23 protein-coding genes and 2 tRNA genes are annotated in these 23,757 nt (G+C 66.9%); 22 read left to right on the top strand and 3 right to left on the bottom strand.

Features of this window, described 5'->3' with window-relative positions:
• Positions 1-111: 111 nt before the first annotated feature.
• Positions 112-185, bottom strand: a tRNA-Gln gene (locus LK535_RS14790).
• A 179-nt stretch (positions 186-364) separates the two neighbouring features.
• Between LK535_RS14790 and LK535_RS14785 the strand changes: the two genes are divergently transcribed.
• Complete coding sequence (locus LK535_RS14785) at positions 365-1,408, top strand: Ppx/GppA phosphatase family protein (protein ID WP_227772687.1); 1,044 nt, start codon at positions 365-367, stop codon at positions 1,406-1,408.
• Positions 1,405-2,073, top strand: coding sequence for an RlmE family RNA methyltransferase (locus LK535_RS14780; protein ID WP_227772686.1), 669 nt, complete (start codon positions 1,405-1,407; stop codon positions 2,071-2,073). The genes LK535_RS14785 and LK535_RS14780 overlap by 4 nt, the downstream gene beginning before the upstream one ends.
• Positions 2,074-2,252: 179 nt before the next feature.
• On the opposite strand, the gene rpoZ is transcribed toward LK535_RS14780, so the two are convergent.
• Positions 2,253-2,597 (bottom strand): DNA-directed RNA polymerase subunit omega, encoded by a 345-nt coding sequence (gene rpoZ / locus LK535_RS14775; RefSeq protein WP_227772685.1) that lies wholly within the window; start codon positions 2,595-2,597, stop codon positions 2,253-2,255.
• Between the two features lie 120 nt (positions 2,598-2,717).
• On the opposite strand from rpoZ, the gene LK535_RS14770 reads away from it, so the two are divergent.
• From LK535_RS14770 to LK535_RS14675, 20 genes are all read left to right on the top strand, one after another.
• Positions 2,718-3,884, top strand: coding sequence for a phospholipase D-like domain-containing protein (locus tag LK535_RS14770; RefSeq protein WP_227772684.1), 1,167 nt, complete (start codon positions 2,718-2,720; stop codon positions 3,882-3,884).
• Between the two features lie 192 nt (positions 3,885-4,076).
• Positions 4,077-5,714, top strand: a complete 1,638-nt coding sequence (locus LK535_RS14765) for a hypothetical protein (RefSeq protein ID WP_227772683.1) — start codon at positions 4,077-4,079, stop codon at positions 5,712-5,714.
• A gap of 93 nt (positions 5,715-5,807) precedes the next feature.
• Positions 5,808-8,630, top strand: coding sequence for a TonB-dependent receptor domain-containing protein (locus LK535_RS14760; protein WP_227772682.1), 2,823 nt, complete (start codon positions 5,808-5,810; stop codon positions 8,628-8,630).
• 207 nt (positions 8,631-8,837) lie between these two features.
• Positions 8,838-9,668 carry a type II secretion system protein N gene (locus LK535_RS14755; protein ID WP_227772681.1) on the top strand — a complete coding sequence of 277 codons (831 nt, stop codon included), beginning with the start codon at positions 8,838-8,840 and terminating at the stop codon, positions 9,666-9,668.
• Positions 9,665-11,857: a type II secretion system secretin GspD gene (gene gspD / locus LK535_RS14750; RefSeq protein WP_227772680.1), complete on the top strand. Its 2,193-nt coding sequence runs from the start codon at positions 9,665-9,667 to the stop codon at positions 11,855-11,857. The genes LK535_RS14755 and gspD overlap by 4 nt, the downstream gene beginning before the upstream one ends.
• 74 nt (positions 11,858-11,931) lie before the next feature.
• On the top strand, positions 11,932-13,437 hold the full coding sequence (locus LK535_RS14745; RefSeq protein ID WP_227772736.1) for a GspE/PulE family protein: 1,506 nt from the start codon (positions 11,932-11,934) through the stop codon (positions 13,435-13,437).
• 112 nt (positions 13,438-13,549) lie between these two features.
• Positions 13,550-14,773: a type II secretion system inner membrane protein GspF gene (gene gspF / locus LK535_RS14740; protein WP_227772679.1), complete on the top strand. Its 1,224-nt coding sequence runs from the start codon at positions 13,550-13,552 to the stop codon at positions 14,771-14,773.
• Positions 14,774-14,781: 8 nt separating this feature from the next.
• Positions 14,782-15,222 carry a type II secretion system major pseudopilin GspG gene (gspG, locus tag LK535_RS14735; RefSeq protein ID WP_227772678.1) on the top strand — a complete coding sequence of 147 codons (441 nt, stop codon included), beginning with the start codon at positions 14,782-14,784 and terminating at the stop codon, positions 15,220-15,222.
• A gap of 7 nt (positions 15,223-15,229) precedes the next feature.
• Positions 15,230-15,718 carry a Tfp pilus assembly protein FimT/FimU gene (locus LK535_RS14730; protein WP_227772677.1) on the top strand — a complete coding sequence of 163 codons (489 nt, stop codon included), beginning with the start codon at positions 15,230-15,232 and terminating at the stop codon, positions 15,716-15,718.
• A complete protein-coding gene (gspI, locus tag LK535_RS14725; protein WP_227772676.1) occupies positions 15,711-16,139 on the top strand; it encodes a type II secretion system minor pseudopilin GspI in 429 nt (142 codons plus the stop codon). The genes LK535_RS14730 and gspI overlap by 8 nt, the downstream gene beginning before the upstream one ends.
• The gene (gene gspJ / locus LK535_RS14720) at positions 16,136-16,864 is read left to right on the top strand and encodes a type II secretion system minor pseudopilin GspJ (RefSeq protein WP_265334252.1); all 729 of its coding nucleotides are present in this window, start codon (positions 16,136-16,138) and stop codon (positions 16,862-16,864) included. Before gspI ends, gspJ begins: the two co-directional genes overlap by 4 nt.
• A complete protein-coding gene (gspK, locus tag LK535_RS14715) occupies positions 16,851-17,828 on the top strand; it encodes a type II secretion system minor pseudopilin GspK (protein ID WP_227772675.1) in 978 nt (325 codons plus the stop codon). The genes gspJ and gspK overlap by 14 nt, the downstream gene beginning before the upstream one ends.
• Entirely contained in the window at positions 17,825-18,907 is a 1,083-nt protein-coding gene (gspL, locus tag LK535_RS14710; RefSeq protein ID WP_227772674.1) for a type II secretion system protein GspL, read from the top strand. The genes gspK and gspL overlap by 4 nt, the downstream gene beginning before the upstream one ends.
• On the top strand, positions 18,904-19,377 hold the full coding sequence (gene gspM, locus LK535_RS14705; protein WP_227772673.1) for a type II secretion system protein GspM: 474 nt from the start codon (positions 18,904-18,906) through the stop codon (positions 19,375-19,377). The genes gspL and gspM overlap by 4 nt, the downstream gene beginning before the upstream one ends.
• Positions 19,374-20,105: a type II secretion system protein N gene (gspN, locus tag LK535_RS14700; RefSeq protein ID WP_227772672.1), complete on the top strand. Its 732-nt coding sequence runs from the start codon at positions 19,374-19,376 to the stop codon at positions 20,103-20,105. The genes gspM and gspN overlap by 4 nt, the downstream gene beginning before the upstream one ends.
• Before the next feature lie 138 nt (positions 20,106-20,243).
• Positions 20,244-20,320, top strand: a tRNA-His gene (locus LK535_RS14695).
• A 19-nt stretch (positions 20,321-20,339) separates the two neighbouring features.
• On the top strand, positions 20,340-21,389 hold the full coding sequence (locus LK535_RS14690; protein ID WP_227772671.1) for a Glu/Leu/Phe/Val family dehydrogenase: 1,050 nt from the start codon (positions 20,340-20,342) through the stop codon (positions 21,387-21,389).
• Positions 21,390-21,514: 125 nt separating this feature from the next.
• Entirely contained in the window at positions 21,515-22,240 is a 726-nt protein-coding gene (ccmC, locus tag LK535_RS14685; protein ID WP_227772670.1) for a heme ABC transporter permease CcmC, read from the top strand.
• 106 nt (positions 22,241-22,346) lie between these two features.
• Positions 22,347-22,781 carry a cytochrome c maturation protein CcmE gene (gene ccmE, locus LK535_RS14680; protein WP_227772669.1) on the top strand — a complete coding sequence of 145 codons (435 nt, stop codon included), beginning with the start codon at positions 22,347-22,349 and terminating at the stop codon, positions 22,779-22,781.
• Positions 22,778-23,416, top strand: coding sequence for a hypothetical protein (locus LK535_RS14675; RefSeq protein ID WP_227772668.1), 639 nt, complete (start codon positions 22,778-22,780; stop codon positions 23,414-23,416). The genes ccmE and LK535_RS14675 overlap by 4 nt, the downstream gene beginning before the upstream one ends.
• Positions 23,417-23,472: 56 nt before the next feature.
• Here the strand turns inward: LK535_RS14675 and LK535_RS14670 are convergent, their stop codons facing one another.
• A complete protein-coding gene (locus tag LK535_RS14670) occupies positions 23,473-23,688 on the bottom strand; it encodes a DUF3072 domain-containing protein (protein WP_227772667.1) in 216 nt (71 codons plus the stop codon).
• Positions 23,689-23,757: the final 69 nt, after the last annotated feature.

The following is a 23,757-nucleotide window of genomic DNA, read 5'->3' as shown; positions in this document are numbered from 1 at the left end:
TTCGCAACAGGACGGAACCCCGCGAACTGGCAGCCGAAGGAGGGCGGATGCGTCGACATCGGTCGGCTGTCGGATAGCCAAAGGTCCGCAGATGTTCGGGGGAGGTTGTGCTGGATGCCCGACAAGGATTCGAACCTTGATTGACGGAGTCAGAGTCCGCTCTCTTACCATTAGAGGATCGGGCAACAGCCGCGCCGCTGCGATGAAGCAGCAACAGGTGGGCGCCTCTAATCCGGCGGATCGGCAAGGTCAAGCACCTGATTGCGGGGGCGGGTTGCAGTGGGCCACGGCGCACGCTAGCTTCCCTGCCAAGCACCGAGCGGGGTTACCCGCGACGGAAGAACAAAAGAAAGAACGACGGCACGTGGCGCATCATCACGCCGACCTGCCGTACCGGCGCGATCGCCGCGCCCGTCCGGCAAGCGAGGGCTCGCAAAAGGCCCCCTTTCGCCAGCATTTCGCGCGTCATTATGCCGCGCTGGATCTCGGCACCAACAATTGCAGATTGCTGATCGCCCGCCCCCAAGGCGAGGGATTCGCGGTCGTCGACGCCTTTTCCCGCATCGTACGGCTGGGCGAGGGGCTGGCGACCAGCGGCCGATTATCGGATGCGGCGGTGGAGCGAACCATCGCTGCCCTGCGCATTTGCGCCGACAAGCTGAAGCGCCGCAACGTGACTTTGGCGCGATCCGTCGCTACCGAAGCCTGCCGCCGCGCCAGCAACGGCACGGCTTTCATCGAACGCGCCTATCGGGAGACGGGCATCCACCTCGACGTGATCTCGGCCGAAGAGGAGGCGCGGCTTGCCGTGCTGGGTTGCCATGTGCTGCTGGAGCCGGGCAACGCGCCGGCACTCGTCTTCGATATCGGCGGCGGTTCGACCGAACTGGTGCTGATCGACACTTCCACCACTGTGCCAACCGTGATCGACTGGCACTCGGCCCCCTGGGGGGTCGTGTCGCTGACGGAAAGCGCGGGCGGCGGCGAGGGGCCGGCCGGATTGGCCGCAGCCTATGATCGGATGCGGAACCTGGTGCGGGAAAGCTTTGCCCCCTTTGCGGATCGCTTGCCGAAGGTCGACGGCCCGCGGCGTCTGCTCGGCACGTCCGGCACGGTCACCACGCTGGCGAGCGTCCACCTGGGGCTCGACCGCTATGACCGCGCGCAGGTGGACGGCCTGATCGCACCGGCCGATTCGATGCGGGCGATCAGCCAGCGGCTGGCGCACCTGTCCATTACAGAGCGCGCGAAGCTGCCGTGCATCGGCCGCGAACGTGCGGACTTGGTGGTGGCGGGCTGCGCGATCCTCGAAACCATCCTGGATCTATGGCCCGCGGAGCGGCTTGGCATTGCCGATCGCGGCATCCGCGAGGGTATCCTGCGCCGCCTGATGACGAGCGCGGCATGAGGGGTGGGGGCGGACTTCGCACGCGCGTCAAAACCGCGCGGGGCCGGACGGCGCAATCGACGCGCTGGCTGGAGCGGCAGCTGAACGATCCCTATGTGAAGCGGGCCAAGGCCGAAGGGTATCGCAGCCGGGCGGCGTACAAGCTGCTGGAGCTGGACGAGCGGTTCAATTTCCTGCGCGGGGCCAAGCGCATCGTCGACCTGGGCATGGCGCCGGGCGGGTGGAGCCAGGTGGTCCGCCGCAAACTGCCGGGCAGTGCGGTGGTGGGTATCGACCTGTTGCCGGTAGACCCGCTGGACGGCGTGACGATCCTGCAAATGGATTTCATGGCGGACGATGCGCCCGAGCGGCTGATCGAGGAACTGGGCGGCGCACCCGATGTCGTGCTTTCCGACATGGCCGCGAATACCGTGGGTCATCCGCAAACCGATGCGCTGCGCACCATGGGACTGGTGGAAGCGGCGAGCGACTTCGCGATTTCGGTGCTGCGGCCCGGGGGCACGTTCGTCGCCAAGGTGTTCGCCGGCGGCGCGGATTCGGCGCTGGTGACCTTGCTGAAGCGCAACTTTACCACCGTGAAACATGCCAAGCCGCCGTCGAGCCGCAAGGGATCGGTGGAATGGTTCGTGGTGGCGCAGGGCTTCAAGGGGCGGCGCCAGGAATAGCCGCCGGGTGCAGGCGTGGGCTGTCGGCCCACGCCGATGCGCCAGTCCCGGTTTTTGCCTGCGATGGCGGGGTCTGGCTGAACGAGCGCAAACGAAAAGGCCGCAGCGTCGCCGCTGCGGCCTTTTCGTTGTTGCGGCTTCGACAGCCGCCATGCCCGGCATAAGCCGGGCGCGGCCGATCAGCCGTCGTAATCGGCGCCGAGGTTCTGATTGCGCGGCGGGGCAGCGGCAGTGAGGCGCAGCGCCTCTGCCGAAGCAGCCAGCGAGCCGACGGCATCGGCCTCTTCCTCGTCGTCGATCTGAACGCGCTGCAGGCTCTGCACCACGCCTTCGCGGAGATCCTCCGGCTTGACCGTCTGCTCGGCGATCTCGCGCAGCGCGACCACCGGATTCTTATCCCGATCGCGGTCGATCGTCAGTTCGGCGCCACCTGACACCTGCCGCGCGCGCTGAGCCGCGAGCAGAACCAGATCGAACCGGTTGGGGATCTTGTCGACGCAATCCTCGACCGTGACGCGCGCCATAGACGCTTCCTTCGCTAAACTACTGCTGGATGAAGGCAGGCGATCTAGGCCCAAGGGCCCGCCAAGTCAAGGAATCCGCATCCTTGCCGCGGTGGCCCGCGCAGTCCAAGTCAGCCCGCAATGAACGATGCGCGTCCCTTCACCGTCGCCGGCAACCGGCTGACCCTGCTGATCGAAGGGCCGGAGCGACTGAATGCCCTGATCGACCTGATCGAGGGCGCCCGCCGCTCGCTGCGGATGCTCTACTATATATATGCGGACGATCACGCGGGGGAGCGGGTCAACGAGGCTTTGATCGACGCCGCCAACCGGGGTGTCGAGGTGTCGCTGATCGTCGACGGCTTCGGCAGCGACGAGGCGGCAGACCGGCGCTTTTTCGATCCGCTGGAGGCGGCCGGGGTTTCGGTCTGCCGGTTCGTGCCCCGGCTGGGCCGGCGTTATCTCCTGCGCAATCACCAGAAGCTGGCGTTGGCCGATGCGGAGGAAGCGGCGCCGCGGATCATCGTTGGCGGCTTCAATATCGAGGATGATTATTTCGGCACCGCCGGCGACCAGGCGTGGCGTGATCTGGGGCTGCTGATGGAAGGGCCGGCCGCCGCGCGCATCGCCGGCTATTTCGATGCGCTGAACGCCTGGGTGCGGGAGCCGAAAGGCAAGCTTCGCCACCTCAATCGGGCGCTGTCGCAATGGAGCGAGCAGGAGGGCGAGGTGCGGTGGCTGATCGGCGGGCCGACTCGGCGCCTGTCGCCCTGGGCACGAGCGGTGCGCGGAGACATGCGCCGTGCCGAGCGGATCGACATCATCGCGGCCTATTTCACCCCCAGCCCGACCATGCTGCGGCAGATCGACCGCGCCGGGCGAAAGGGCAGGGTGGTGCGCGTGGTGACGGCGCGCAAGTCGGACAACAATGCCACCATCGCAGCAGCGCGCTTCACCTATCGCGGCCTGTTGAAGCGCGGGATCAGGGTGTTCGAGTATCTGCCCACCAAGCTGCACACCAAATTGTACGCGGTGGACCGGGCAGTGCACATCGGCAGCGCCAATTTCGACATGCGCAGCCTGTTCATCAACCTGGAGCTGATGCTGCGGATCGAGGACGTGGCCTTCGCCGACCATGTCCGCGCCTATATCGATGGCGAGATCGCCCAGTCGGAAGAAATCACCATGGATCGCTATCTGGCGGTCACCGGCCTGTGGCAGCGGGTGAAGCAATTTGCCGCCTATCTGCTGGTCGGGGTGGCGGACCCGATGGTTTCCCGCACGCTGAACTTCGGCATCGACGAGTGATCTGATCCGACGCTCGATCGGGCTGCGCCGCGATTGTCACGGCTTCGCAACATCACCGTCACTCCCGAGTCTCTGAACCTCCACTTGGCTGTCACGTCACGCGCCTAGCGGCACTCCTCAAGGGGGGACGGGCATGTGGCCCGGCTCGCCCGCGGTCCAGGGGAGGACCGATCAGCTCAACGGGAGTGAGACATGCTCAGCTTCAGCCGCCACCACTTTCTTGCCGGCACCGCCTGCCTTCTGCTCGCCGGGTGCGGCGCGGACGATGTCGCATCGCCGGGGGCGGGCAACATCGACGTGATCGTCACCCCGGCGCCCACGCCCACGCCGCCGACGACGGGTACGCCGACGCCCTCGCCGATCACGGCAGCGCAATTCGCCGTCGCGACGACGCAGAGCGGCGTCACCATCACCGCCGACGAGCAGTTCGCGCTGGTCAATGCGGGCACCAACAACAATGTGAACGGCGCCGCCGGGCTGAACGGCATCTACCCCGTCAACAACACGCCGCTGACCACGCCGAGCAACCCAACGACGCTGGGCAATTTCTTCGTGCCGGCGAGCTTCGTTGGGGCAGTAAGCGGGCCTGACGATACGTCGTTCCAGGGCTGGACCTGCAATTCCTCCTCCGCAAACTTCGGCGGCACCACGACCGCCTGCACCGCGGTGCCGAATATCGGCACGCTGGCGGCGGGCGCGGCATGCCCGACGGGAACGACCGACGACGGCCTGGTCGCCGGTTTCCGCGCCTGCCGCCTTCCGGAAAAGATCACGAGCAGCCTGACGCTGCCGAAGATCGCAGGCGTCTTCTACCGTTTCCGCGGCCAGACCGAAGTGGGCGTCGATGTCGGCTCGCAGGGGGCGGACTCGGGCGTCACGCTGACGATCGCGCCGGGCGTTGTTCTCGCCGCCGATTCGAGCGAGGCCTCGAACGACCTGATCCTGGTGAACCGGGGCAGCCGCATCAATGCGGTGGGCACCGCCGCGGCGCCGATCATCTTCACCTCGCAGCAGAACCTGACCGCCAATGGCGTGTCCGATTCGACGCAGGGCCAGTGGGGCGGCCTCATCCTGCTCGGCCGCGCACCGACCGCGGTCTGCGCGGCAGGCACCGGTGGCAACAATCAAGGTGGCACCACCGGCAACGACGCCGGCGGCACCAGCACGACCTGCCAGGCGCCGATCGAGGGCGTTCCGGGCCGCTTCTACGGCGGTACCAACCAGGCCGATAACTCGGGCACGCTGCAATATGTGCAGATCCGCTACACCGGCATCGCCATCAGCGAGGGCAACGAGCTTCAGGGCCTGACCCTGGGTGGCACCGGCAGCGGCACGACCATCGACCATGTTCAGAGCCACAATTCGGCGGACGATGGCATCGAGATCTTCGGCGGCACCACCAACCTGAAGTATTTCGTGGTGACCGGTGCTGACGACGATGGCTTCGACGTCGACAACGGCTGGCGCGGTTTCATGCAGTTCATCATTGCGGCGCAGAAGGCCGGCGGTGCGACCGCCGACTCGTTCGCGACCGAGATCGACTCGAACGGCGCCGAGGACCTGCTGCCGCGCACCTTTGGCCGCTACGCCAACTTCACCTTCATCCAGACGGCGCCTTCGGCCCCGGCCGCGATCCGCTTGCGCGGCGGCGCGGACTTCGCCTTCGTCAACGGCGTGGTGAAGACCGGCTCCGGCCAGGGCTGCATCAACCTGGTGGCAGGCGCCGGCTCGGGCGACACCCGCACGACCATCCGGCCGGCCGATGCCGCGCTGCAGGACGTGGGTCCGCCGACCTTCAACTCGGTCTACTTCCAGTGCCAGGGCCGCTGAGCCCCGGCCGCCACTGCTGACCGTAGCGGGCCCGTGCGTGTGACAAGCGCCGCGGCGGGCCCGCTCCTTGCCAATTCACCGGAAGACCTGATCATGCGCCAGCGCGCCCTCTACGCCTCCCTGCTCCTCGTGACGACGACGCTCGTGGCCCCAGCCGCGCTGGCGCAGGTCGCGCCTTCCGATGGCGCTCCGGCGGCAGGGCCGAGCACCGGCACCATCGCCCCGCCGGCCGATCCGGCAGGCACGGACACGAGCGCCGCCAGTCCGCAATCTGCCCCAACGGCCGCCGATGAGCAGAGCGCGGAAGTGTCCGCTCCCGGCGTGGATGCGGCGGCCGGCGGGGACATCGTGGTGGTCGGGCGGAACATCCCGAACACCGTGCGATCCACCGCCCAGGTGATCAGCGTCCTTTCCACGGCCGATATCGCACGAACAGGTGAAGGCGATATCGCGGGCGCCCTGACGCGCGTCACCGGCCTGTCGGTGGTCGGCAATGGCTATGTCTTCGTGCGGGGGCTTGGCGACCGCTATTCCTCCGCGCTGCTGAACGGATCGCCACTGCCGAGCCCGGAGCCGCTGCGCCGGACGGTGCCGCTCGACATTTTTCCCACCACCATCGTCGGTTCGGCGCTGGTCCAGAAGACCTATTCCGCCAATTATCCCGGTGAGTTCGGCGGCGGCGTCATCAACCTGACCACCAAGGCCATTCCGGACGAGAATTACGTCACCGTGGGCGGGTCGCTGGGCATCGACACCGAAACCACGGGCAAGCTCGGCAACACCTATTACGGATCGAAGACGGACTGGCTCGGCTATGATTCGGGCGAGCGCAAACTGCCCGACTTCCTGCGCAATGCGCCAAACGGATCGGGCGTGATCCCGACTGCGCAGGTCGCGCAGCTGTCCAATGCGCGGACCACCTTGCTTCAGCGCAATTTCGACATTCCGCCAAACTGGTCAGCCGATCTCAACCTGGGTCTTGTCGGCGAACTCGGACCGGGGCGCATCGGCATGATCGCGACCGGCAGCGTGTCCAACACCTGGCGCACCCGCGCCACCACGCAGCAGGATACGATCAGCAATGACGGCACCCTGCGGAACGACTTCGACACGCTGATCACCGACAATCGCGCGGTCGTGAACGGCCTACTCGGCTTCGGCTATGAATTTGACGAGAACCGCATCCGCTGGACCAACGTCTATATCCACGACACGTTGAAGCAGGGGCGCGCCTCCGCCGCGACGGTTTACAACAATTCGTCGGGCAACCCGATTTTCCAGCAGAACACCAACTGGTTCGAACGGCAGCTGATCGAGACGCAGCTGGTCGGTGAGTTCAAGCCGGTCGATGATCTGTCGGTGGATGTGCGCGGCGCCTATGCGAATTCGAAGCGCAACTCGCCCTATGAGCGCCAATTCATCTACACCTGCAACACCGGCCTCAACATTCAGGTGACCAACCCTGTTGGTGGCAGCGCGCTGAGTTGCCCGGGAGTGTGGCAGGCCACCAATGCGTTCGATCGCTTTGCCACCGTCGTCTTCAGCGAGCTGAACGAGGACCTGTATTCCGGGCAGGCCGACGTTGCCTACAAGCTGCCCGGCGACCGTCCCTTCACCCTGTCGGCCGGCTATTATTATTCGCAGAACGAACGATCGTCGCTTCGCCTGCCATTCACTTTCCAGACGGCCACCGGCGGAGCGATCCCGTTCCCCTGCAATCTCTTCCGCCCCGATTACCTCCTGTCCCCGGACGTGCTGAACGGCTGCCCGGTGGCGACGTCCGGCACGCCGGCGGAGAACGCCGTCCAGCTGCGGTTCGACTCGGGTCTGAACGGCTCCTACGCCTATGACGCGAGCCTCAGAATCCATGCCGGTTACGTTCAGGCAGAGGCCGAAGCGATCGATGGCATCCGTGCGATCATTGGCGTTCGGTACGAGACGGCGAAGCAGGAAGTGACGCCGATCGGTGCCGCACCGACGCGGCTGAGCAATGATTACTTCCTGCCAGCGGCGACGCTGACCTGGAACTTCGCACCGGACATGCAGCTGCGACTGGCCGCGGCGAAGACCATCGCGCGTCCGCAGTTCCGCGAACTCGCCCCCCAGGCGTTCCGCGATTTCGAGTCGGACCGCCTGTTCTTCGGCAACCCCAACCTGCGCGACTCCAAGCTCTACAATCTGGAAGCGCGCTACGAATGGTTCTTTGATCGTGACCAGCGGATCACGGCAGCAGGCTTCTACAAGCGGATCGACAATCCGATCGAGCAGGTTGGCTTCTATCCGACGCCAGACGCGCGGCTTCAGACCGGCTTTACCTACCTGCCCAAGGCGACTCTGTGGGGCGGCGAGATCGAGGTGCAGAAGTACCTGCCGCTCGACTTCATCTCCGAGGGCATGGCCGGCAAGCGGGCGGTGATCATCGCCAATTACACCTATACGCAGTCGCAGATCACCGCGGACGAGCAGTGCGTGCCCAGCGTGCTCGGCGTTTCGCTGGGCGGGTGCGGGGCCGGGTTTGCCCCGGCTAACCTCCAGTTCCGCGACGGAGCGCCGCTGACCGGCCAGTCCGACCATCTCGTGAACCTTCAGCTCGGCTATGAGGATCGCGACAACGACATGCAGGCGACGCTGCTGTTCAATTACGCCAGTGATCGCGTGACCAATCGTGGCCCGTCGCTATTGTCCGGCGTCGGCTTTCAGCCCGACATCATCGAGCGCCCCGGCATCCGGCTGGACTTCGTGGTTCGGCAGACCGTCGATTTCCTTGGTACGCGGCTGGAGCTGAAGGGGGAGGCCCGCAATCTGACGGGCACCCGTTACCAGGAGCGGCAAACCTTCGAGGACGGGCGGCGCGTGTTTATCAATCGCTACGAGCAGGGGCGGATGTTCACGCTGGGCGCCAGCGTCACCTTCTGATCCCACCTTTGCTGGCGAGGCCAGCGTTACGCCAGCACACCGCCCCCGGCCGGGTCGATCCGGCCGGGGCGAACGCTGAGCCTTCGTCACCAGCCGCAGGGCGCCGCCGATAGGAATGGCCGGCGAACGCCCTAGATATTACACTGGCTTGCAATGCCGCTGTAACATCGCGGACATAGCGGCGGCTGCGCGGGGATTGGCAAATACATGCGATTGAACTTCGACGCCCGCGCGAAGGCGATCCTGCGGCGGATGCCCGTCGTGAACGTCTATTCGCTGGCGGAACTGCTGTTGCTCGGGGCGCTGGCGATCCAGTGCGCGCGGCTGGTCTGGACGGTGGTGACGCCGGTCTCGCCCCTGGGCGAATGGCGACCGGCGGGCGTTGTTCTGCCCAACGCGCCGGGCGACGTGCTGCGCAGTTTCGACCCTTTTTTCCGCATCAGTGGCGGCGCAGCCCAGAACGGTGCCGGAGTCGTGACCTCGCTTCAACTGACCCTTTTCGGTACCCGGATCGACGAGGCGACGGGTCGCGGCTCCGCGATCCTGGCGGGACCGGACAATGTGCAAAAAAGCGTTGCGGTGGGCGAGGAAATCATGCCGGGCGTGGTGCTGAGAGCGGTTGCGTTCGATCATGTGACGATCGAGCGCGGCGGCGCGCGCGAAGACCTGTTTCTCGATCAATCCGCGGGTGCCGCCACGCCGACGCCCGTGCCGGGCGACGCCGAGCAGGCCACCGCCACGCCTTCTACCTCAGGGATCACAGTGCAGCAGTTTCAGCGTGAAATCGGTTTTGTGCCGCGTGTCGAAGGTGGGCGGATCAACGGCCTGGTCGTGCGGCCGGCAGGCTCCGGCGCGGCGTTCCGTGCTGCTGGCCTTCGCGAGGGTGACATCGTGACGGAGATCGGCGGCCGCGCGGTGCAGGGGCCTGGCGATATCGAGCGACTGGCCACTCAATATGCCGGTGGCGGCGCCATCGCGATCACGGTGGATCGCGGCGGGCAGACGCTGCCCCTCAGCATCCAGGTGGCGGGACAATGAAGCGCTGGCTGCTCGCGCCCGCGCTGGCGCTCGTCCTGGGCGTTCAGGCGCAAGCGCAAACGACGCTGAACGTGCGCGATGCCGACATCCGCGCGTTTATCGCCGATGCGGCGAAGGTGACCGGGCGCACCTTCATCATCGACAGCCGCGTTCAGGGCAAGGTGACGGTGGTTACGGATCGACCGCTCAGCCGGTCCGAATATTTCGAGGTGTTCCTCTCCACGCTGCGCGCCAACGGCCTCGTCACGGTGCCCACCGCCAATGGCGCGCTGCGTGTTCAGCCGATCGAGAATGCCGCAAGCCAGCCGGGGCGGATCGGCACCAGTGGCGCGGCACGAAACCAGTTCGTGACGGAGATCGTGCGGCTGAGTGCCATTGACGCGCAATCGGCCGTTGATACGGTCCGCCCGCTTGTTTCCGCGCAAGGATCGGTCAGCGCCAATCGGGCCGGCAGCTCGATCGTTATCGCCGACTTCGCCGATAATGTCCGCCGGGTGCGCGAAGTGCTGCGGCGGATCGATACCGATAACAATTCGACCCGCGTCATCGCGCTGAAGAACGCCGGTGCCCGTGATATCGCGACGGCGCTTCAGGGGCTGCTGGGGACGCCGGCGCAGGGGCAGACGGTGAGTGCCAGCGTCGTGCCCGTGGAGGGCGCGAACTCCGTGGCGCTGCGCGGCGATCCTTCAACGGTCGCGCGGCTGGCGCAAGTGGCGCTCGATCTGGACCAGAAGGCGAAGAGCGGCACGGAAATCCGCGTCGTCTTCCTGGAGCATGCCGATGCGGCGCAGCTGCTGCCGGTGCTTCAGCAACTCGTCGGGCAGACCCCCGACGCCGTGCCGCAAAACCAGCTCAGCCAATCGAACTTCGGGGCCTCCACCGGGGACAACGGGAGTGGCGGGCAGCCGAGCGCCAACGCCGCCAGCCAGGCGCAGAGCCAAAGCGCGCCGGGCGGCGGATCGAGCGGGCAGGCCGCCGTGCAGGCGCAAGGTGGCCGGGCGCCGGCCGTCGTGACACGGTTCGTGGGCGCTAACGCCATTGTGATCGCGGCGCCTGCCGACATCCAGCGGCAGCTGGCGGAGGTGGTGCGACAGCTCGATACCCGGCGCGAGCAGGTGCTGGTGGAAGCGATCGTCGCCGAAGTATCGGACGTGACGGCAAGCCGCCTTGGCTTCCAGTTCCTGCTGGGCAGCCTGTCCGGTGGGGCGTTCGGCGCGACCAGCTTTTCCAATTCCGCCCCCAATCTGCTGACCATCGCAGGCGCGATCGGCGCGCGTGAGGTGGGTGGGACGACGACCACGGTGGTGGCGCCCGACGGGACGCGGACGACCACCAGCACCGGGAATACCGCCAGTGACGCCCTGGCCCAGCAGGCGATCAACTCCATTCTGGGCGCCGGCGGCGGGTTCGCCGGGTTTGGCGGGAACATCGGTGGGGATACGATCTTCGGCACGATCATCAATGCCGTGAAGAGCGACACCACGTCGAACCTGCTGCAGGCACCCAGCCTGATCACGCTCGACAATCAGGAAGCGCGTATCCTGGTCGGGCAGGAGATCCCGATCACCACGGGCCAGGCGCTGAGCCAGAATTTCGACAATGCCTTTCGCACCGTTCAGCGCGAGAATGTCGGCATCCAGCTGGAGGTTCGGCCGCAGGTCAATTCCTCGGGCTCGATCAAGCTGTTCCTCCACCAGCAGGTGAGCTCCATCGCAGGGCCGGTCAGCGACGATAATTCAGACCTGATCCTGAACAAGCGCGAGGTGGAGACCACGCTTACCGTCGACGATGGGCAGATCGCCATCATCGGCGGCCTGCTGAGCGATGACGAGCGGCGCACCCTGGAGAAGCTGCCGCTGCTCGGGGACATTCCCGTGATCGGCAACCTGTTCCGGTCGAAGGCGCGGCAGCGGTCGAAGACCAACCTCATGGTCTTTATCCGTCCGACGATCCTTCGATCATCCGAGGATAATCGCCGGGTGACGGAGCAGCGCTACGGTTATCTGCGGCTCCAGCAGGGGCAGCACAACCCGGCGCGTGAGCCGTCGATCGACGAACTGGTGCGCGATTACATGGGGGCGGCAGCGCCAATCCCCTCCGCGCCGGTGCCGGGCAACATCGAGGATCCGCGCGTGAACGTGCCCGTGCAGCGCAACTCCACCGTCACCATCAAACGGCGGGACAAGTGATCAGGACCGGCCGCGATCTGTCTTCGCCCGCATTTCCGGCGGCGGCGGGTGGCGCGGGTGGAGCCATCGCGCCGATGGACGCGGGACAGGGATCGGGGGCATCGCTAGCCGGCCACGATCATGCGCCCGCGCTGGTGTCGCTTCCCTATGCTTTCGCACGCAAGTTCGGGGTCACGCTGTCCGGAGACGCCGTTGCCCTGAGAGAGGGGGCGGATCCACGGGCGCTGATCGAGGTGCGCCGCGTTCTTGGTCGCCCGTTTGACGTGACGGTGCTGGAGCCGGCGGCGTTCGACCGCCTGCTCGGCGACAATTACGCCATGGACGGCCAGGCGACGGCGCTTGCCGCGGTCGGCATGGGCGATGAGCTCGACCTGCTGGCCGACGGCATCCCCACTGCCGAGGATCTGCTGGACACGGCCGACGACGCGCCGGCAATTCGACTGATCAACGGCGTGATCGCGGATGCGGCCCGCAACGGCGTGTCCGACATTCACATCGAGCCTTATGAAACCGGGCTCGTCGTCCGCATGCGCGTGGATGGCGTGCTGCGCGAAACGCTGCGCATGCCGCCCCATGTCGCGCCGGTGGTGGTTAGCCGGATCAAGGTGATGGCGCGGCTCGACATTGCGGAGCGGCGCGTGCCCCAGGATGGGCGCATGGGCCTGACACTGGGCGGCAAGCTGCTGGACGTGCGTGTGTCGACGCTGCCGAGCCGGGCAGGCGAGCGGGTCGTGCTGCGTATCCTCGACAAGGATAATGCCGGCATCGACCTCGACGCGCTCGGCATGTCCAAGCCGATGCACGCCATGCTGGAAGCGGCAGTCAACGAGCCGAACGGCATCGTGCTGGTCACCGGGCCAACCGGCAGCGGCAAGACCACCACGCTGTATGCAGCGCTGCGCCTGCTCAACGACGGCAGCCGCAACATCCTGACCGTCGAGGATCCCGTCGAATATGCGGTCGAGGGGGTGGGGCAGACTCAGGTGAATGCGAAGGTCGGCCTGACCTTTGCCGCCGGGCTGCGTGCGATCCTGCGCCAGGACCCTGACGTGGTGATGGTGGGCGAGATCCGCGATCGCGAAACCGCGGAAATCGCGGTTCAGGCCTCGCTTACCGGGCATCTCGTGCTGTCGACGGTGCACACCAACGACGCCGTCGGCGCGATCACGCGTATGCGTGACATGAAGGTAGAGCCGTTCCTGCTTGCCTCCACGCTGCGCGCGGTCATTGCGCAGCGGCTGGTGCGCCGGCTGTGCCCGACCTGTCGCCGTGCCTTGTCGGCCGGCGACACCGTGGCACCGCTGCTGGGGATCGGGCGTGAGGCGGTGGTGTACGAACCGGCGGGCTGTGCGGAGTGCAACCACAGCGGCTTCAAGGGCCGGGTCGGCGTGTTCGAAGCCGTGAGGATCGACGAAACCATTCGCCGCATGATCAACGATGGCGCCGATGAAGCGTCCATTGCTGCCCATGCCTTTGCGCGCAGCGAAACGCTGAGCGCGGCTGCACGCCGGATGGTGGAAGAAGGCGTGACGACCCCAGAAGAGGCGGTGCGCGTGTCGCGGCGTGAAGACAATGACTGAAGAATATCAGTCTCTTGTCCGTGCCTGCTGGCATGCCATGAAAGCAACGAACGTGGCGAGCCCCGCTCGCACCATTGCCCGCGCTTGGCGCGCCGGTCGGGGGTAAGGCCGCGTGCCCGACTTCGATTATCTGGCCATTGATACGCGCGGGCAGGAAACGCGCGGCCATGTTTCCGCGGTGGACGTGGAAACGGCGCGGGCGGTGCTTGACCGTCGGCGGCTGTATGTGGTGCGTCTCGAGCCGGGCAGCGCCCCCGCCGCGCGTGGGCGACCATTGTTCGGTTTGCAGATCGGCAGGCCGAAAATGTCGGCCAAGCAACTGACCCTGTTCACGCGCCAGCTGGCGACGCTTTCTCGCGTGTCGCCGCTGGAGGAGTCGCTGCGCACCATTACGCGGCAGACGGAGCAGGAGAAGGTGCGCAACGTCGTTCAGACCGTGCATGCAGGGGTGGTGGAAGGGCGCCGCCTGGCTGATGCGATGGGACGCGAGCCGAGAAGTTTCCCGGCGTTATACCGGGCCATGGTCGCCGCCGGCGAGAGCTCCGGTACGCTGCCCGCCATTCTCGAGCGTCTGTCGGGGCTCCTCGAGCGGCAGGCAGAAATCCGCGGCAAGCTGCTGACGGCATTGGCTTATCCCACGATCCTCGCGTGTGTCGCCATGGGCGTCGTTGCCGCGCTGATGATCTTCGTGGTGCCGCAGGTGGTGGAACAATTCGACACGGTTGGACAGCAGCTGCCACTGCTGACCCGGATCGTGATCGGCATCTCCGACGTGCTGGTCGGCTGGTGGTGGCTGATGCTGCTGGTCGCTGCCGTGCTGGTGGCCGGCTTCGCGGTCGCGCTCCGGCAGCCGCCGGTTCGCCTGGCCTTTGACACCTGGCTGCTGCGTATTCCGCTGCTTGGGCGGCTGCTGAGGGATCTTCATGCTGCCCGAATGGCGCGGACACTGGCCACCATGGTGGCAAGCCGCCTGCCGCTTCTCGAAGGTCTCGCGCTGACTGCCGGCACGATCCACAATCGTCGGCTGAAGCTGGCCTCCGACCAGATCACCGAGTCGATCCGGGGTGGCGGCAGTTTATCCTCGGCCATGCGGCGGGCCGGAGTGTTCCCGCCGCTGCTCACCTATCTGGCGGCGTCAGGCGAAGCGGCGGGTCGGCTGGACGAAATGCTGGAGCGTGCTGCGGATTACTTGGAGCGGGAATTCGATCGCTTCACCGCCACCGCCATGTCCTTGCTGGAGCCGGCGATCATCGTGGTGATGGGCGGCATCGTGGCGACAATCGTGCTATCCATCCTGCTTCCCATCCTGCAGCTCAACACGCTTGCGGGGCAATGAGAGATATCATGCGCAAAGAACTGAGAAAGCGTCGGAAGCGGAACGGCTTCACGCTGGTCGAGCTGATGGTGGTGATTGTCATCATCGGCTTGCTGGCCACCATCGTGGCGCTCAACGTCATTCCTTCCGGGGATACCGCGAAGGTGCAGAAGGCGAAGGCCGACATCGCCACTATCGAGCAGGCGCTCGAACTCTATCGGCTTCAGCAGAACAGCTATCCGACGACGGCCCAGGGCCTCGATGCACTGGTGACGGCGCCTGCGGGGCTTTCCAATCCTGCCGCTTACCAGGCCGGTGGCTACATCAAGAAGCTGCCCGAGGATCCGTGGGGCCGGGCGTATCTCTATGCCTCGCCGGGCAAACATGGCGCGGCCGATGTCTGGAGCAACGGCGCCGATGGCCAGGAAGGTGGCGACGGGATCAACGCCGACATCGGTTCCTGGCAATAGGCGCACCTTGGCTGCTCGTGCCGCCTTGCGCCTTTGGGGTCGATCGCGGGCGGTAAGGCCCGGGGCGGCGCGTGGCTTCACTCTTGTCGAATTGATGATCGTGATCGCGGTGATTGGCCTTGCCTCCGCGGCGGCTGTTCTCGCCATGCCGGATCCGCGCGGGCGCCTCGCGGATGAAGGCGCGCGCTTTGCCACGCGCGTGCGGGCGGCCCGCGACGCTGCAGTGATTGGCGGGCGTCCGGTCAGCGTGTGGGTTACGCCGGGCGGCTATGGCTTCGACGAGCGGCGCGGCGGCCAGTGGATCGCGATCGCCGAAAAGCCGCTGCGCGTGTCGCAATGGAGCGAGGGTACGCAGGCGGTGCTTCCGGAGCGGGCGCGAGTCACGTTCGACACCACCGGCATGGCCGATCGGGTGCTGGTGGTGCCGCTGCGCCGCGAGCGCACCCGGCTGACGGTAACGGTTGGCGATGACAAGGGCGCGTGGGTTGATGGCTGAGCCGCGTTCCTGCCGGCGATCCGCCCTCGCGCGCCGCTCGCGTCGCGGCGGGGCAGCCGGCTTCACCCTGATCGAGGTGATGGTGGCCCTCGCCGTGTTCAGCCTTGCTGCCCTGGCGCTGATCCGGCTGGAAGGCGCGACGATCCGCTCCACAGCTGTGCTGGGCGACACGATCATGGCGCAGATGGTGGCCCGCAACGTCGCCGTGGATGCGATCACCGCGCCGGCATCGCCCGCCCTCGGACGGACCAGCGGCGTCGAGCAGAATGGCGGCCGTGCCTGGCGCTGGGCGCGCGAGGTGCGGCGCACTGGCGATGCCCAGATCTTGCGCATCGACGTGGCGGTGATGGACGCTGGCGGGCGAGCAGTCGGGCGGTTGACGATGATCCGGCCGCCGCAAACGACCGTGACCACGTCATGATACTGCCCGGGCCAACCACGCGCGGGCGATCGTCCGCAAGTGGCTCCCCCCGGCGGAGCGGTGGCACCCGTCGGCAGCGCGGGTCGCGACCACGAGCGCCGCGCGCTGAGGCAGGCTTCACGCTGGTCGAAGTGATGGTCGCGCTGATGATCTTCGGCCTGATCGCGTCGGCAGGGGTGGCGCTTCTGGCGTTCAGCATTCGCGCCCAGGCTGCCACGACGGCGCGGCTCGATGACGTGGGCGGGCTTGCCCGGCAATCGTCCCTGCTTGCCGCCGATCTCGCGCAGGCGATGAACCGACCGGCACGCGATGAGCGGGGCACGAGGTTCCCGGCCTTTGTCGGCGATGCAACCAGCGTCACATTCGTGCGGGCGGGGTGGAGCAACATCGATGCGGAGCCACGATCGACGTTGCAAAAGGTGAGCTACCGTTTGGCCGACGGCGTATTCCAGCGCGTTGCCTGGCCCATGGTCGATGGAGCCGCGCCCTTGCCAGCCTCCGCCGCCTTGACCGACGTCGCCGGTGCGAAGCTGAGGTACCGGATCGCGGGCGCGTGGAGCGAGAGTTGGAACGGCACGCAGGCTGCCGCTTTGCCGCAAGCGCTGGAACTGACGTTGCAGCGCCGCGACGGCGTGACTTTCCGCCAGCTGTTCCTGGTCGGCAGTGGTGCCGCGCCGGCCGTGGCGATGGCGCCTCCAGTGGGAGCGCCTGATGGCGAGCAATAAGCGGCCCGGGGAGCGCGGAGCGGCGTTGCTGACGGTATTGCTACTGGTCGCGATCGTTGCCGTCATGGCAGCCACGGCGATGGAACGGTTGCGCTTGTCCACCCGGCTGACCGCCAATGCCGTGGCGCTGGACCAGGCACGCAGCCTTGCTTTTGCTGCGGAGACGCTGGCAACCGGCAGGATTACCCAATTGCTGCGGCAGAGCCCGGACCGGGTCACGCTGGCGGGCGGCTGGAGCAATCAGCCTTTCTCCCTTCCGCTACCCGGCGGGGCAGCGACCGTTCGGGTAAGTGACGGCGGGAATTGCTTCAACCTCAATGGCCTGGTCACCGAACTTGATGGCAGATATGTCGCCGATCCCACCGCGGTGGCGCAGTTTGCGCGGCTGGCGAGGCTGCTCAACATACCCGGCGGGGAGGGGATCGCCGCGGCGGCCGCGGACTGGATCGACAGCGACGATGAGCCGCTCGGCGGGGGCGCTGAAGACGGCGCCTATACCGGACTTCCGACGCCCTACCGCACCTCGGGCACGCTGATGGTTGATCCCAGCGAGTTGCGCGCGGTGGCCGGTGTGACCGGCGAGGCCTATGCCCGGCTGCGGCCCTGGCTTTGTACCCTGCCGCAGGCGAAGCGATCGACGATCAACGTCAACACGCTGACCCCCGAACAGGCGCCGCTTGTCGCGATGCTGTTGCCGGACACCTTGAGCGTCCAGGCCGCGGCGGCAGGTCTGTTGCGGCGGCCCGCTGGCGGGTTTGGGGATACGCAGGATTTCTGGAAGATCTTCGCGGCCTCCGGCATCACGGATCCGCTTGCGGAACAACAGACCGGCGTGATCACCACCTGGTTCGACGTGCGGATAGATGTCTCCGTGGGGGACAGCGAGCTGCAGGAGCGGGGGGTGATCGATGCGACGACGCTTCCGGCACGGCTCGTCTCGCGGCAATGGGGCGAGATCCTATGAGTGCGACGATCATCTTCCTGCCGGCCCATGCCGATCAGCCCTGGCGATGGCTGCGGCTGGAGAACAATGCGGTGGCCGCGCGCGGCGAGGGTGCGCCGGAGCAGACGGGGGGCGAAACCATTGCCGTTGCGCCCGCCGACGCAGTGACGCTCCACTGGTCGAGCCTTCCCGCGCGGTCGCAAGCGCAGGCCGTGGCTGCGGCGCGGATCGTGGTTTCTGACGCGAGTGCCGCGCCAATCGACGGCCTCCACGTGGCGGTGGGTGAGGCGTCGGAAGACGAGCGGCCGATCGGCGTGGTCGCGATTGAACGTATGCGTGAGTGGCTGGCGTCGCTTTCCGGCCTCGGCATCGATCCAGGGGCGATCGTTCCAGCCCCGCTGCTGATCGCGCCGCCTGTGGAGGGATATGTTCGAGCCGAACTGGGCGGCCAACCAGTTATTCGCGGCGCGACGAGCGGCTTTGCCGATGAAGCCCGCCTGACCGAGCTCGTCACAGGCGGGCGACCGCCGGAGACCTTGGGCCGCGATGAGGTGGAGTTGAACATCATCTCCAGCGCGACGAGCCCGCAGCTGAACCTGCGTCAGGGGCCGTTTGCGCGGCGCAAGCGTCGCGCGGTCGATTGGCCGCTGATACGTCGGCTGGCAGTGCTGGCCGGTCTGGTCCTGCTGCTGACGCTGATGATCGATCTGGTGCGAATCACACGGTATGCGATCGCTGCCGATGCGGCGGAAGCGCAGGCCGAGGCGCTGGCGCGTGAGGGTCTGCCGCGCGGCGCGGATCAGGGAGATGCGGGGCGGCTGCTCAGTGAACGACTGTCGCGCCTGCGAGGCCCAGGCGCTGGGTTCAGCGCAACGGTTGCCGTGCTGGCGAACGCCACGCGCGAGGTTGAAGGGACCGAGGTGATCGCGATCGCTTTCGAACCCAGTGGAGAGCTGCGCGCCACCGTGGCCGCGAATGGCGAGGCTCAGGCCAACCAATTGCTGGACCGGCTAAGGGGGGCAGGCTTCGCTGTCACTGCGAGCACCTTCCAATCGGACGGGCAGCGTGTGCGCGGAGACGTGACGGCGGCCCTGCCATGAACGCTTTGCTGATCTGGTTCCGGGGCCGCACCCTTCGCGAACAGCGGCTGCTGATGGTGATGGTGGCGCTGTTCGTGATCACCCTGGTGTTCGCTGGCATCATCCGGCCGGTGCGCGACGGGCTGGAATCGACTCGCCAGCGCCATGCCAGCGCCGAGATCCGTCTGGGCGAAGTGAAGGCGCAGGTCGCGCAGGTGAAGGCGATCCAGCGCGCGCGGCCGCGAACGCCCGAAGGGTCGCTGACCGATGTGGTGCGGGCGCGAGCCGATGAGGCAGGGTTCGTCCTTGCGAACCTGGAGCCGGAGGGCGACCGGATCCGGATCGCCATTGCCACGGCCCGGCCCGGCCCTCTGCTGGGCTGGATCGCCGGGCTGGAGGCGGACGGCCTGCTCGTGGATGCCTCCACCATCAATGGGAATGGTGACGGCACCGTGTCCGCAACGCTGACGTTGAGGGGGAGGGCGCCATGAGGCGGATACGAATGGCGACCGGGCCCGGCGCGTTGTTTCTGGCTTTTTTCGTCGTGGCCTTGATCGCCTTCCTGCCGCTTCGCCTTGCCCTGGCGTGGTTCGGGCTGGCCGAGCAGGGAATGACGGCTCGGGAAGTCACGGGCAGTGTCTGGGCCGGCGAGTTGCGCGAAGCGGCATTCGGCCGGATCGCGCTGGGCGACCTTTCGGCAGGCGTCTCGCCGGTGCAGCTTGTCGTGGGGCGCGCGCGCGTCGATCTGGACGGTGTGGAGGGCGCGGCGGGCTCTGCCCCGCGCTTGTCGGGCGCGGTCGGGATCAGCAGGCACAGCTTCGGCCTGGACGATGTTACCGCGTCGTTGCCGGTCGGCGGGACCTTCCGCCCGGTTCCGGTGACGCTGCTGGATCTTCAGGACGTCAGCGTCCGCTTCCGCGGCGACTCGTGCGAACAGGCCGAGGGGCGGGTGCGAGCAACCATGAGCGGAGAAATCGGGGGAATGACGGTGCCGGCGTCGCTTAACGGCAACGCTCGCTGCGATTCAGGTGCCTTGCTGCTGCCGCTGGTCAGCGCCGCTGGGAATGAAGGAAGCACGATCCGGCTGTGGCCTGATGGACGATACCGTGCCGAGTTGACGTTGCAGCCGTCCGATCCGGCAGCCAGCGCCAGGCTGCAGGCCAGCGGTTTCATCCAGACGGACCGCGGGATGGAACTGGCGATCGAAGGACGTTTCTGAGCGCAGCGTGGGTAAAATTGGCCGGCGACGGGCGGAGCGTGGCCACCGGGCCAATCAATTCCGTTCAAAGCTCGAAGGAAATTGCGTGTCGAACCTTGACGCCTCAACCCCCGAGCCGTAGGGGCGCGCTTTCTCACGGCGATCGTAGCTCAGTTGGTTAGAGCATCGGTTTGTGGTACCGAGGGTCGCGGGTTCAAGTCCCGTCGATCGCCCCATTTTTTCCCCGGGAACGACATGACCGCGTGGGGCTTCCCCGACTTTGACGACCATGAGGGCGTCCACCTTTTCACCGATCCGGCATCCGGCCTGCGCGCCGTAATTGCGGTTCATTCCACGGCTCTCGGCCCGGCGGCCGGTGGTGTGCGGTTCTGGCACTATGCCGATCATACCGCAGCGATCACCGACGCGCTTCGGCTGTCGCGTGGCATGAGCTTCAAGAATGCCATGGCGGGCCTCGAGCTGGGCGGCGGCAAGGGCGTCGTGCTCGCCGATGCGCCTGGCGCCACCATCAGCGAAGCGCAACTGCGGGCGTTCGGCCGGGCGGTTGAGTCGCTGGGCGGCCGCTACGTCACGGCAGAGGACGTCGGCATGTCCGAAGCCCGGATGAAGGTGATCTCGGAAGAGACCCGCTACGTGTCCGGCTTGCCGGTGGCGAGCGGCGCCGCTGGCGGCGACCCGGGTCCCTATACGGCCATGGGCGTCTATTTGGGCGTGAAGGCGGCGGCTCAGCGTGGTCTGGGCGCGACCGACATGAAGGGCGTTCGCGTCGCCATTCAGGGTGTCGGCTCGGTCGGCGGCGGTCTGGCGCGCCTGCTGGCGGCGGACGGCGCGGTGCTGACGCTCGCCGACGTCAACCAGCAGCGGGCCGAGGCACTGGCTGCCGAGATCGGCGCCACGACGGCCCCGACGGAAGAGATCCTTTCGGCCGATGTCGATCTGGTGAGCCCGAACGCGCTTGGCGCGGTGCTGACCGAACAGTCGATCGGCGCCGTCAAGGCGAAGGTGATCGCCGGTGGCGCCAACAACCAGCTTGCGACCCGCGATGATGGCCGCCGCGTTCATGAGCGCGGTATCCTGTTTGCGCCGGATTACGTGATCAATGCCGGCGGCATCATCAACGTGGGCCTGGAATATCTGGGTCATGGGGATGAGGCGGAAGTGAAGGGGCGGATCGCACGCATCCCCGACCGCCTGATCGAGGTGTGGGACGAAAGCGACGCCAGCGGCGACCCGGCAGCGGATGTCGCGGATCGGATCGCGAAGCGGCTCATCGGCCGGGGCTGAAGCCGCCACAGGGGGCGAGCGGGGGGCATCGACCCTCCGCCGTGCCGTCAATCGTGAGAGGAGCGGGGTACGCGTCAGTCAAGCGATGACGACACGCGAATTTGCCCATATGGGATGACACCATCGTGCCCGCGCTCCATGCCCTCGCCAATCCTGCGCGCTTCCTGAAGATCGCGCGACCGCTCACCTCCCTGTTCGGGTGGATGGGCGTTGCGCTGATCGCGATCGGTTGCTGGGCCGGGCTGACGCAAACGCCGCCCGATTACCTTCAGGGCGAATCGGTGCGCATCATGTACGTCCACGTTCCCGCCGCCTGGCTTGGCATGGGTGGGTGGAGCGGCATTGCGATCTCCAGCATTGCCTATCTCGTCTGGCGCCATCCGCTGGCGGATGTCGCGGCGCGTGCCATTGCGGTGCCGGGGGCGACCTTCGCCGCCGTGTGCCTTGTCACGGGCGCCATCTGGGGACGCCCTACCTGGGGCACTTATTGGCAGTGGGATGGACGGCTGACCTCCATGCTGCTGCTGTTCTTCGTTTACCTCGCCTACATCGCTCTGGCGCGTGCCGATCGCGAGCGCGGCGGGGACGGGCGGATCGCCGCCTTGTTCGGCATCGCCGGTACGGTGCTGCTGCCGATCATCCGCTATTCCGTTGTGTGGTGGAATACGCTGCATCAGGGGCCGAGCATCGGGCTGACACGATCGTCGATCGACGCGTCCATCCTGTGGCCGTTGCCGATCATGCTGGCGGGCTTCAGCTTCCTGTTCGGCGCAATCGTGCTGATGCGCATGCGGACCCTGCTGGCGATTGCCAAGGCGGAGGCGCGGCTGCGCCGGAGGGCAACGACGTGAACGCCTGGCCGTTCGTCTTCTCCGCTTACGCAGTGGCATTGGGCACGTGCGCGATCATTGCGCTGGCCAGCCTTCGGGCAATGCGCCGCGCCGAAAAGGACCGGCGATGAAGGCGAAGCATCAACGATTGTGGCTGGCAGGTGCCGCGTTGGTCGCGGTTGCCGTGGCGGCGCTGCTTGCCCTGTCCGGCCTGAAGGATCAGGCAGCGTTCTTCTACGCGCCGTCCGATGTTACGCCAGAGGTGCTGCTTGCCGACCGGGCGGTGCGACTGGGCGGCATGGTGGCGGGCGGCTCCGTGGCGCGCGCGGCCGATGGCGTAACCGTGCATTTCCGCGTCACGGACGGGCGCGCGACGACGCCGGTGAGCTTTGCGGGGATCGTGCCCGACCTGTTCCGCGAAGGTTCGGGCGTGGTGGCCGAGGGCCGCTTCCAGCGCGACGGATCGTTTGTCGCCTCCAACCTGCTGGCGAAGCACGACGAGAAGTACATGCCGCCGGAGCTTGCCGGCAAGATGCACGAAACCAAGAGCCTGGATCAGTGACGGGCTACATCGCCCTTGCCGTGATCGGTGCGCTTGCCTTTGGTGCCATGGTGTTGCTTCGGCTGCCGCGCCTGGTGTGGTCCTTTGCCGGCGCCGCGCTGTTCCTGGGTGCGGCTGGCTACGCATGGCAGGGGCGACCGGCGCTTGCCGCGGCGCCAGCGAAGCCCACTGCAAACCCGGTCGCCGTGGAGCCCGAAAGCATCGCCCTGCGCGAGCGGCTGATGGGCCGGTTCACCGCCGACACCGCCTATCTGGTGGCATCCGACGCCATGTTGCGGGCCGGCGATCGGCGCGCCGCAGCGCAGGTGGTGCTGGGCGGGGTTCGCGCCATTCCGCAAAGCTTCATTCTGTGGACCCAGCTGGGGACCAATCTGGCCATTCACGACGGCGACCAGATGTCGCCGGCGGCCAAGCTGGCGTTCGGACGGGCCATGCACCTCGCACCCGAACATCCGGGCCCGCCTTATTATGCCGCACTGGCCTATATTCGCGCGGGTGACCTGCCGGCCGCGCGGCGGCTGCTCGCCCGGGCCGTATCCTTGTCGCGGGAGGGTACGGAATATCGTCGGCAGCTTGCGGGCCAGCTGATCGTGCTCGATCGCTACATGGCGGCCGTAGAGCAGGCGGGGCGGTAGCGCCGCGATCGCGGCGGATCCGGCAGCTTGCCTGCTCGTTGGCCAACCAAATGGCGCTATTTCCCTCGCCCGGTCTTGTCCTGGAGTGCGTCGATGCGTTTCGACGCCTCGGCCTTGGTCAGCGCCTCGTCGAACTCCTCACCTGCCTCTTCGCTCAAGGTCTTGAGATAACTGGCCTGAGCGCCGGTCATCGGCTCGTCACCCGTGGTCCAGTCATCCGGGTCCTTCTCGGCGTTCGAAAACGGTTCGCTCTTGGGATTGCTCTCAACCATGATGGTCTCCTTCGAGGAGTGGAACTCCCGCGTTCCTGCAATGTTCCCCTTGCGGCGCGGTTGCGAAGT

This window comes from Sphingomonas sp. IC4-52 (assembly GCF_020707225.1).
Classification (GTDB): Bacteria; Pseudomonadota; Alphaproteobacteria; order Sphingomonadales; family Sphingomonadaceae; genus Sphingomonas.
Note: the sequence above shows the minus strand (reverse complement) of the source record. Positions and strands in the feature narration are given on the sequence as shown.

What these genes read in the sequence shown, in the direction of transcription:
- LK535_RS14780 (WP_227772686.1), top strand. Translation starts at nt 1,405, where the DNA reads ATGAGGGGTGGGGGCGGACTTCGCACGCGCGTCAAAACCGCGCGGGGC.
- rpoZ (WP_227772685.1), bottom strand. Translation starts at nt 2,597, where the DNA reads ATGGCGCGCGTCACGGTCGAGGATTGCGTCGACAAGATCCCCAACCGG.
- LK535_RS14770 (WP_227772684.1), top strand. Translation starts at nt 2,718, where the DNA reads ATGAACGATGCGCGTCCCTTCACCGTCGCCGGCAACCGGCTGACCCTG.
- LK535_RS14765 (WP_227772683.1), top strand. Translation starts at nt 4,077, where the DNA reads ATGCTCAGCTTCAGCCGCCACCACTTTCTTGCCGGCACCGCCTGCCTT.
- LK535_RS14760 (WP_227772682.1), top strand. Translation starts at nt 5,808, where the DNA reads ATGCGCCAGCGCGCCCTCTACGCCTCCCTGCTCCTCGTGACGACGACG.
- LK535_RS14755 (WP_227772681.1), top strand. Translation starts at nt 8,838, where the DNA reads ATGCGATTGAACTTCGACGCCCGCGCGAAGGCGATCCTGCGGCGGATG.
- gspD (WP_227772680.1), top strand. Translation starts at nt 9,665, where the DNA reads ATGAAGCGCTGGCTGCTCGCGCCCGCGCTGGCGCTCGTCCTGGGCGTT.
- LK535_RS14745 (WP_227772736.1), top strand. Translation starts at nt 11,932, where the DNA reads ATGGACGCGGGACAGGGATCGGGGGCATCGCTAGCCGGCCACGATCAT.
- gspG (WP_227772678.1), top strand. Translation starts at nt 14,782, where the DNA reads ATGCGCAAAGAACTGAGAAAGCGTCGGAAGCGGAACGGCTTCACGCTG.
- gspI (WP_227772676.1), top strand. Translation starts at nt 15,711, where the DNA reads ATGGCTGAGCCGCGTTCCTGCCGGCGATCCGCCCTCGCGCGCCGCTCG.
- gspJ (WP_265334252.1), top strand. Translation starts at nt 16,136, where the DNA reads ATGATACTGCCCGGGCCAACCACGCGCGGGCGATCGTCCGCAAGTGGC.
- gspK (WP_227772675.1), top strand. Translation starts at nt 16,851, where the DNA reads ATGGCGAGCAATAAGCGGCCCGGGGAGCGCGGAGCGGCGTTGCTGACG.
- gspL (WP_227772674.1), top strand. Translation starts at nt 17,825, where the DNA reads ATGAGTGCGACGATCATCTTCCTGCCGGCCCATGCCGATCAGCCCTGG.
- gspM (WP_227772673.1), top strand. Translation starts at nt 18,904, where the DNA reads ATGAACGCTTTGCTGATCTGGTTCCGGGGCCGCACCCTTCGCGAACAG.
- gspN (WP_227772672.1), top strand. Translation starts at nt 19,374, where the DNA reads ATGAGGCGGATACGAATGGCGACCGGGCCCGGCGCGTTGTTTCTGGCT.
- LK535_RS14690 (WP_227772671.1), top strand. Translation starts at nt 20,340, where the DNA reads ATGACCGCGTGGGGCTTCCCCGACTTTGACGACCATGAGGGCGTCCAC.
- ccmE (WP_227772669.1), top strand. Translation starts at nt 22,347, where the DNA reads ATGAAGGCGAAGCATCAACGATTGTGGCTGGCAGGTGCCGCGTTGGTC.
- LK535_RS14670 (WP_227772667.1), bottom strand. Translation starts at nt 23,688, where the DNA reads ATGGTTGAGAGCAATCCCAAGAGCGAACCGTTTTCGAACGCCGAGAAG.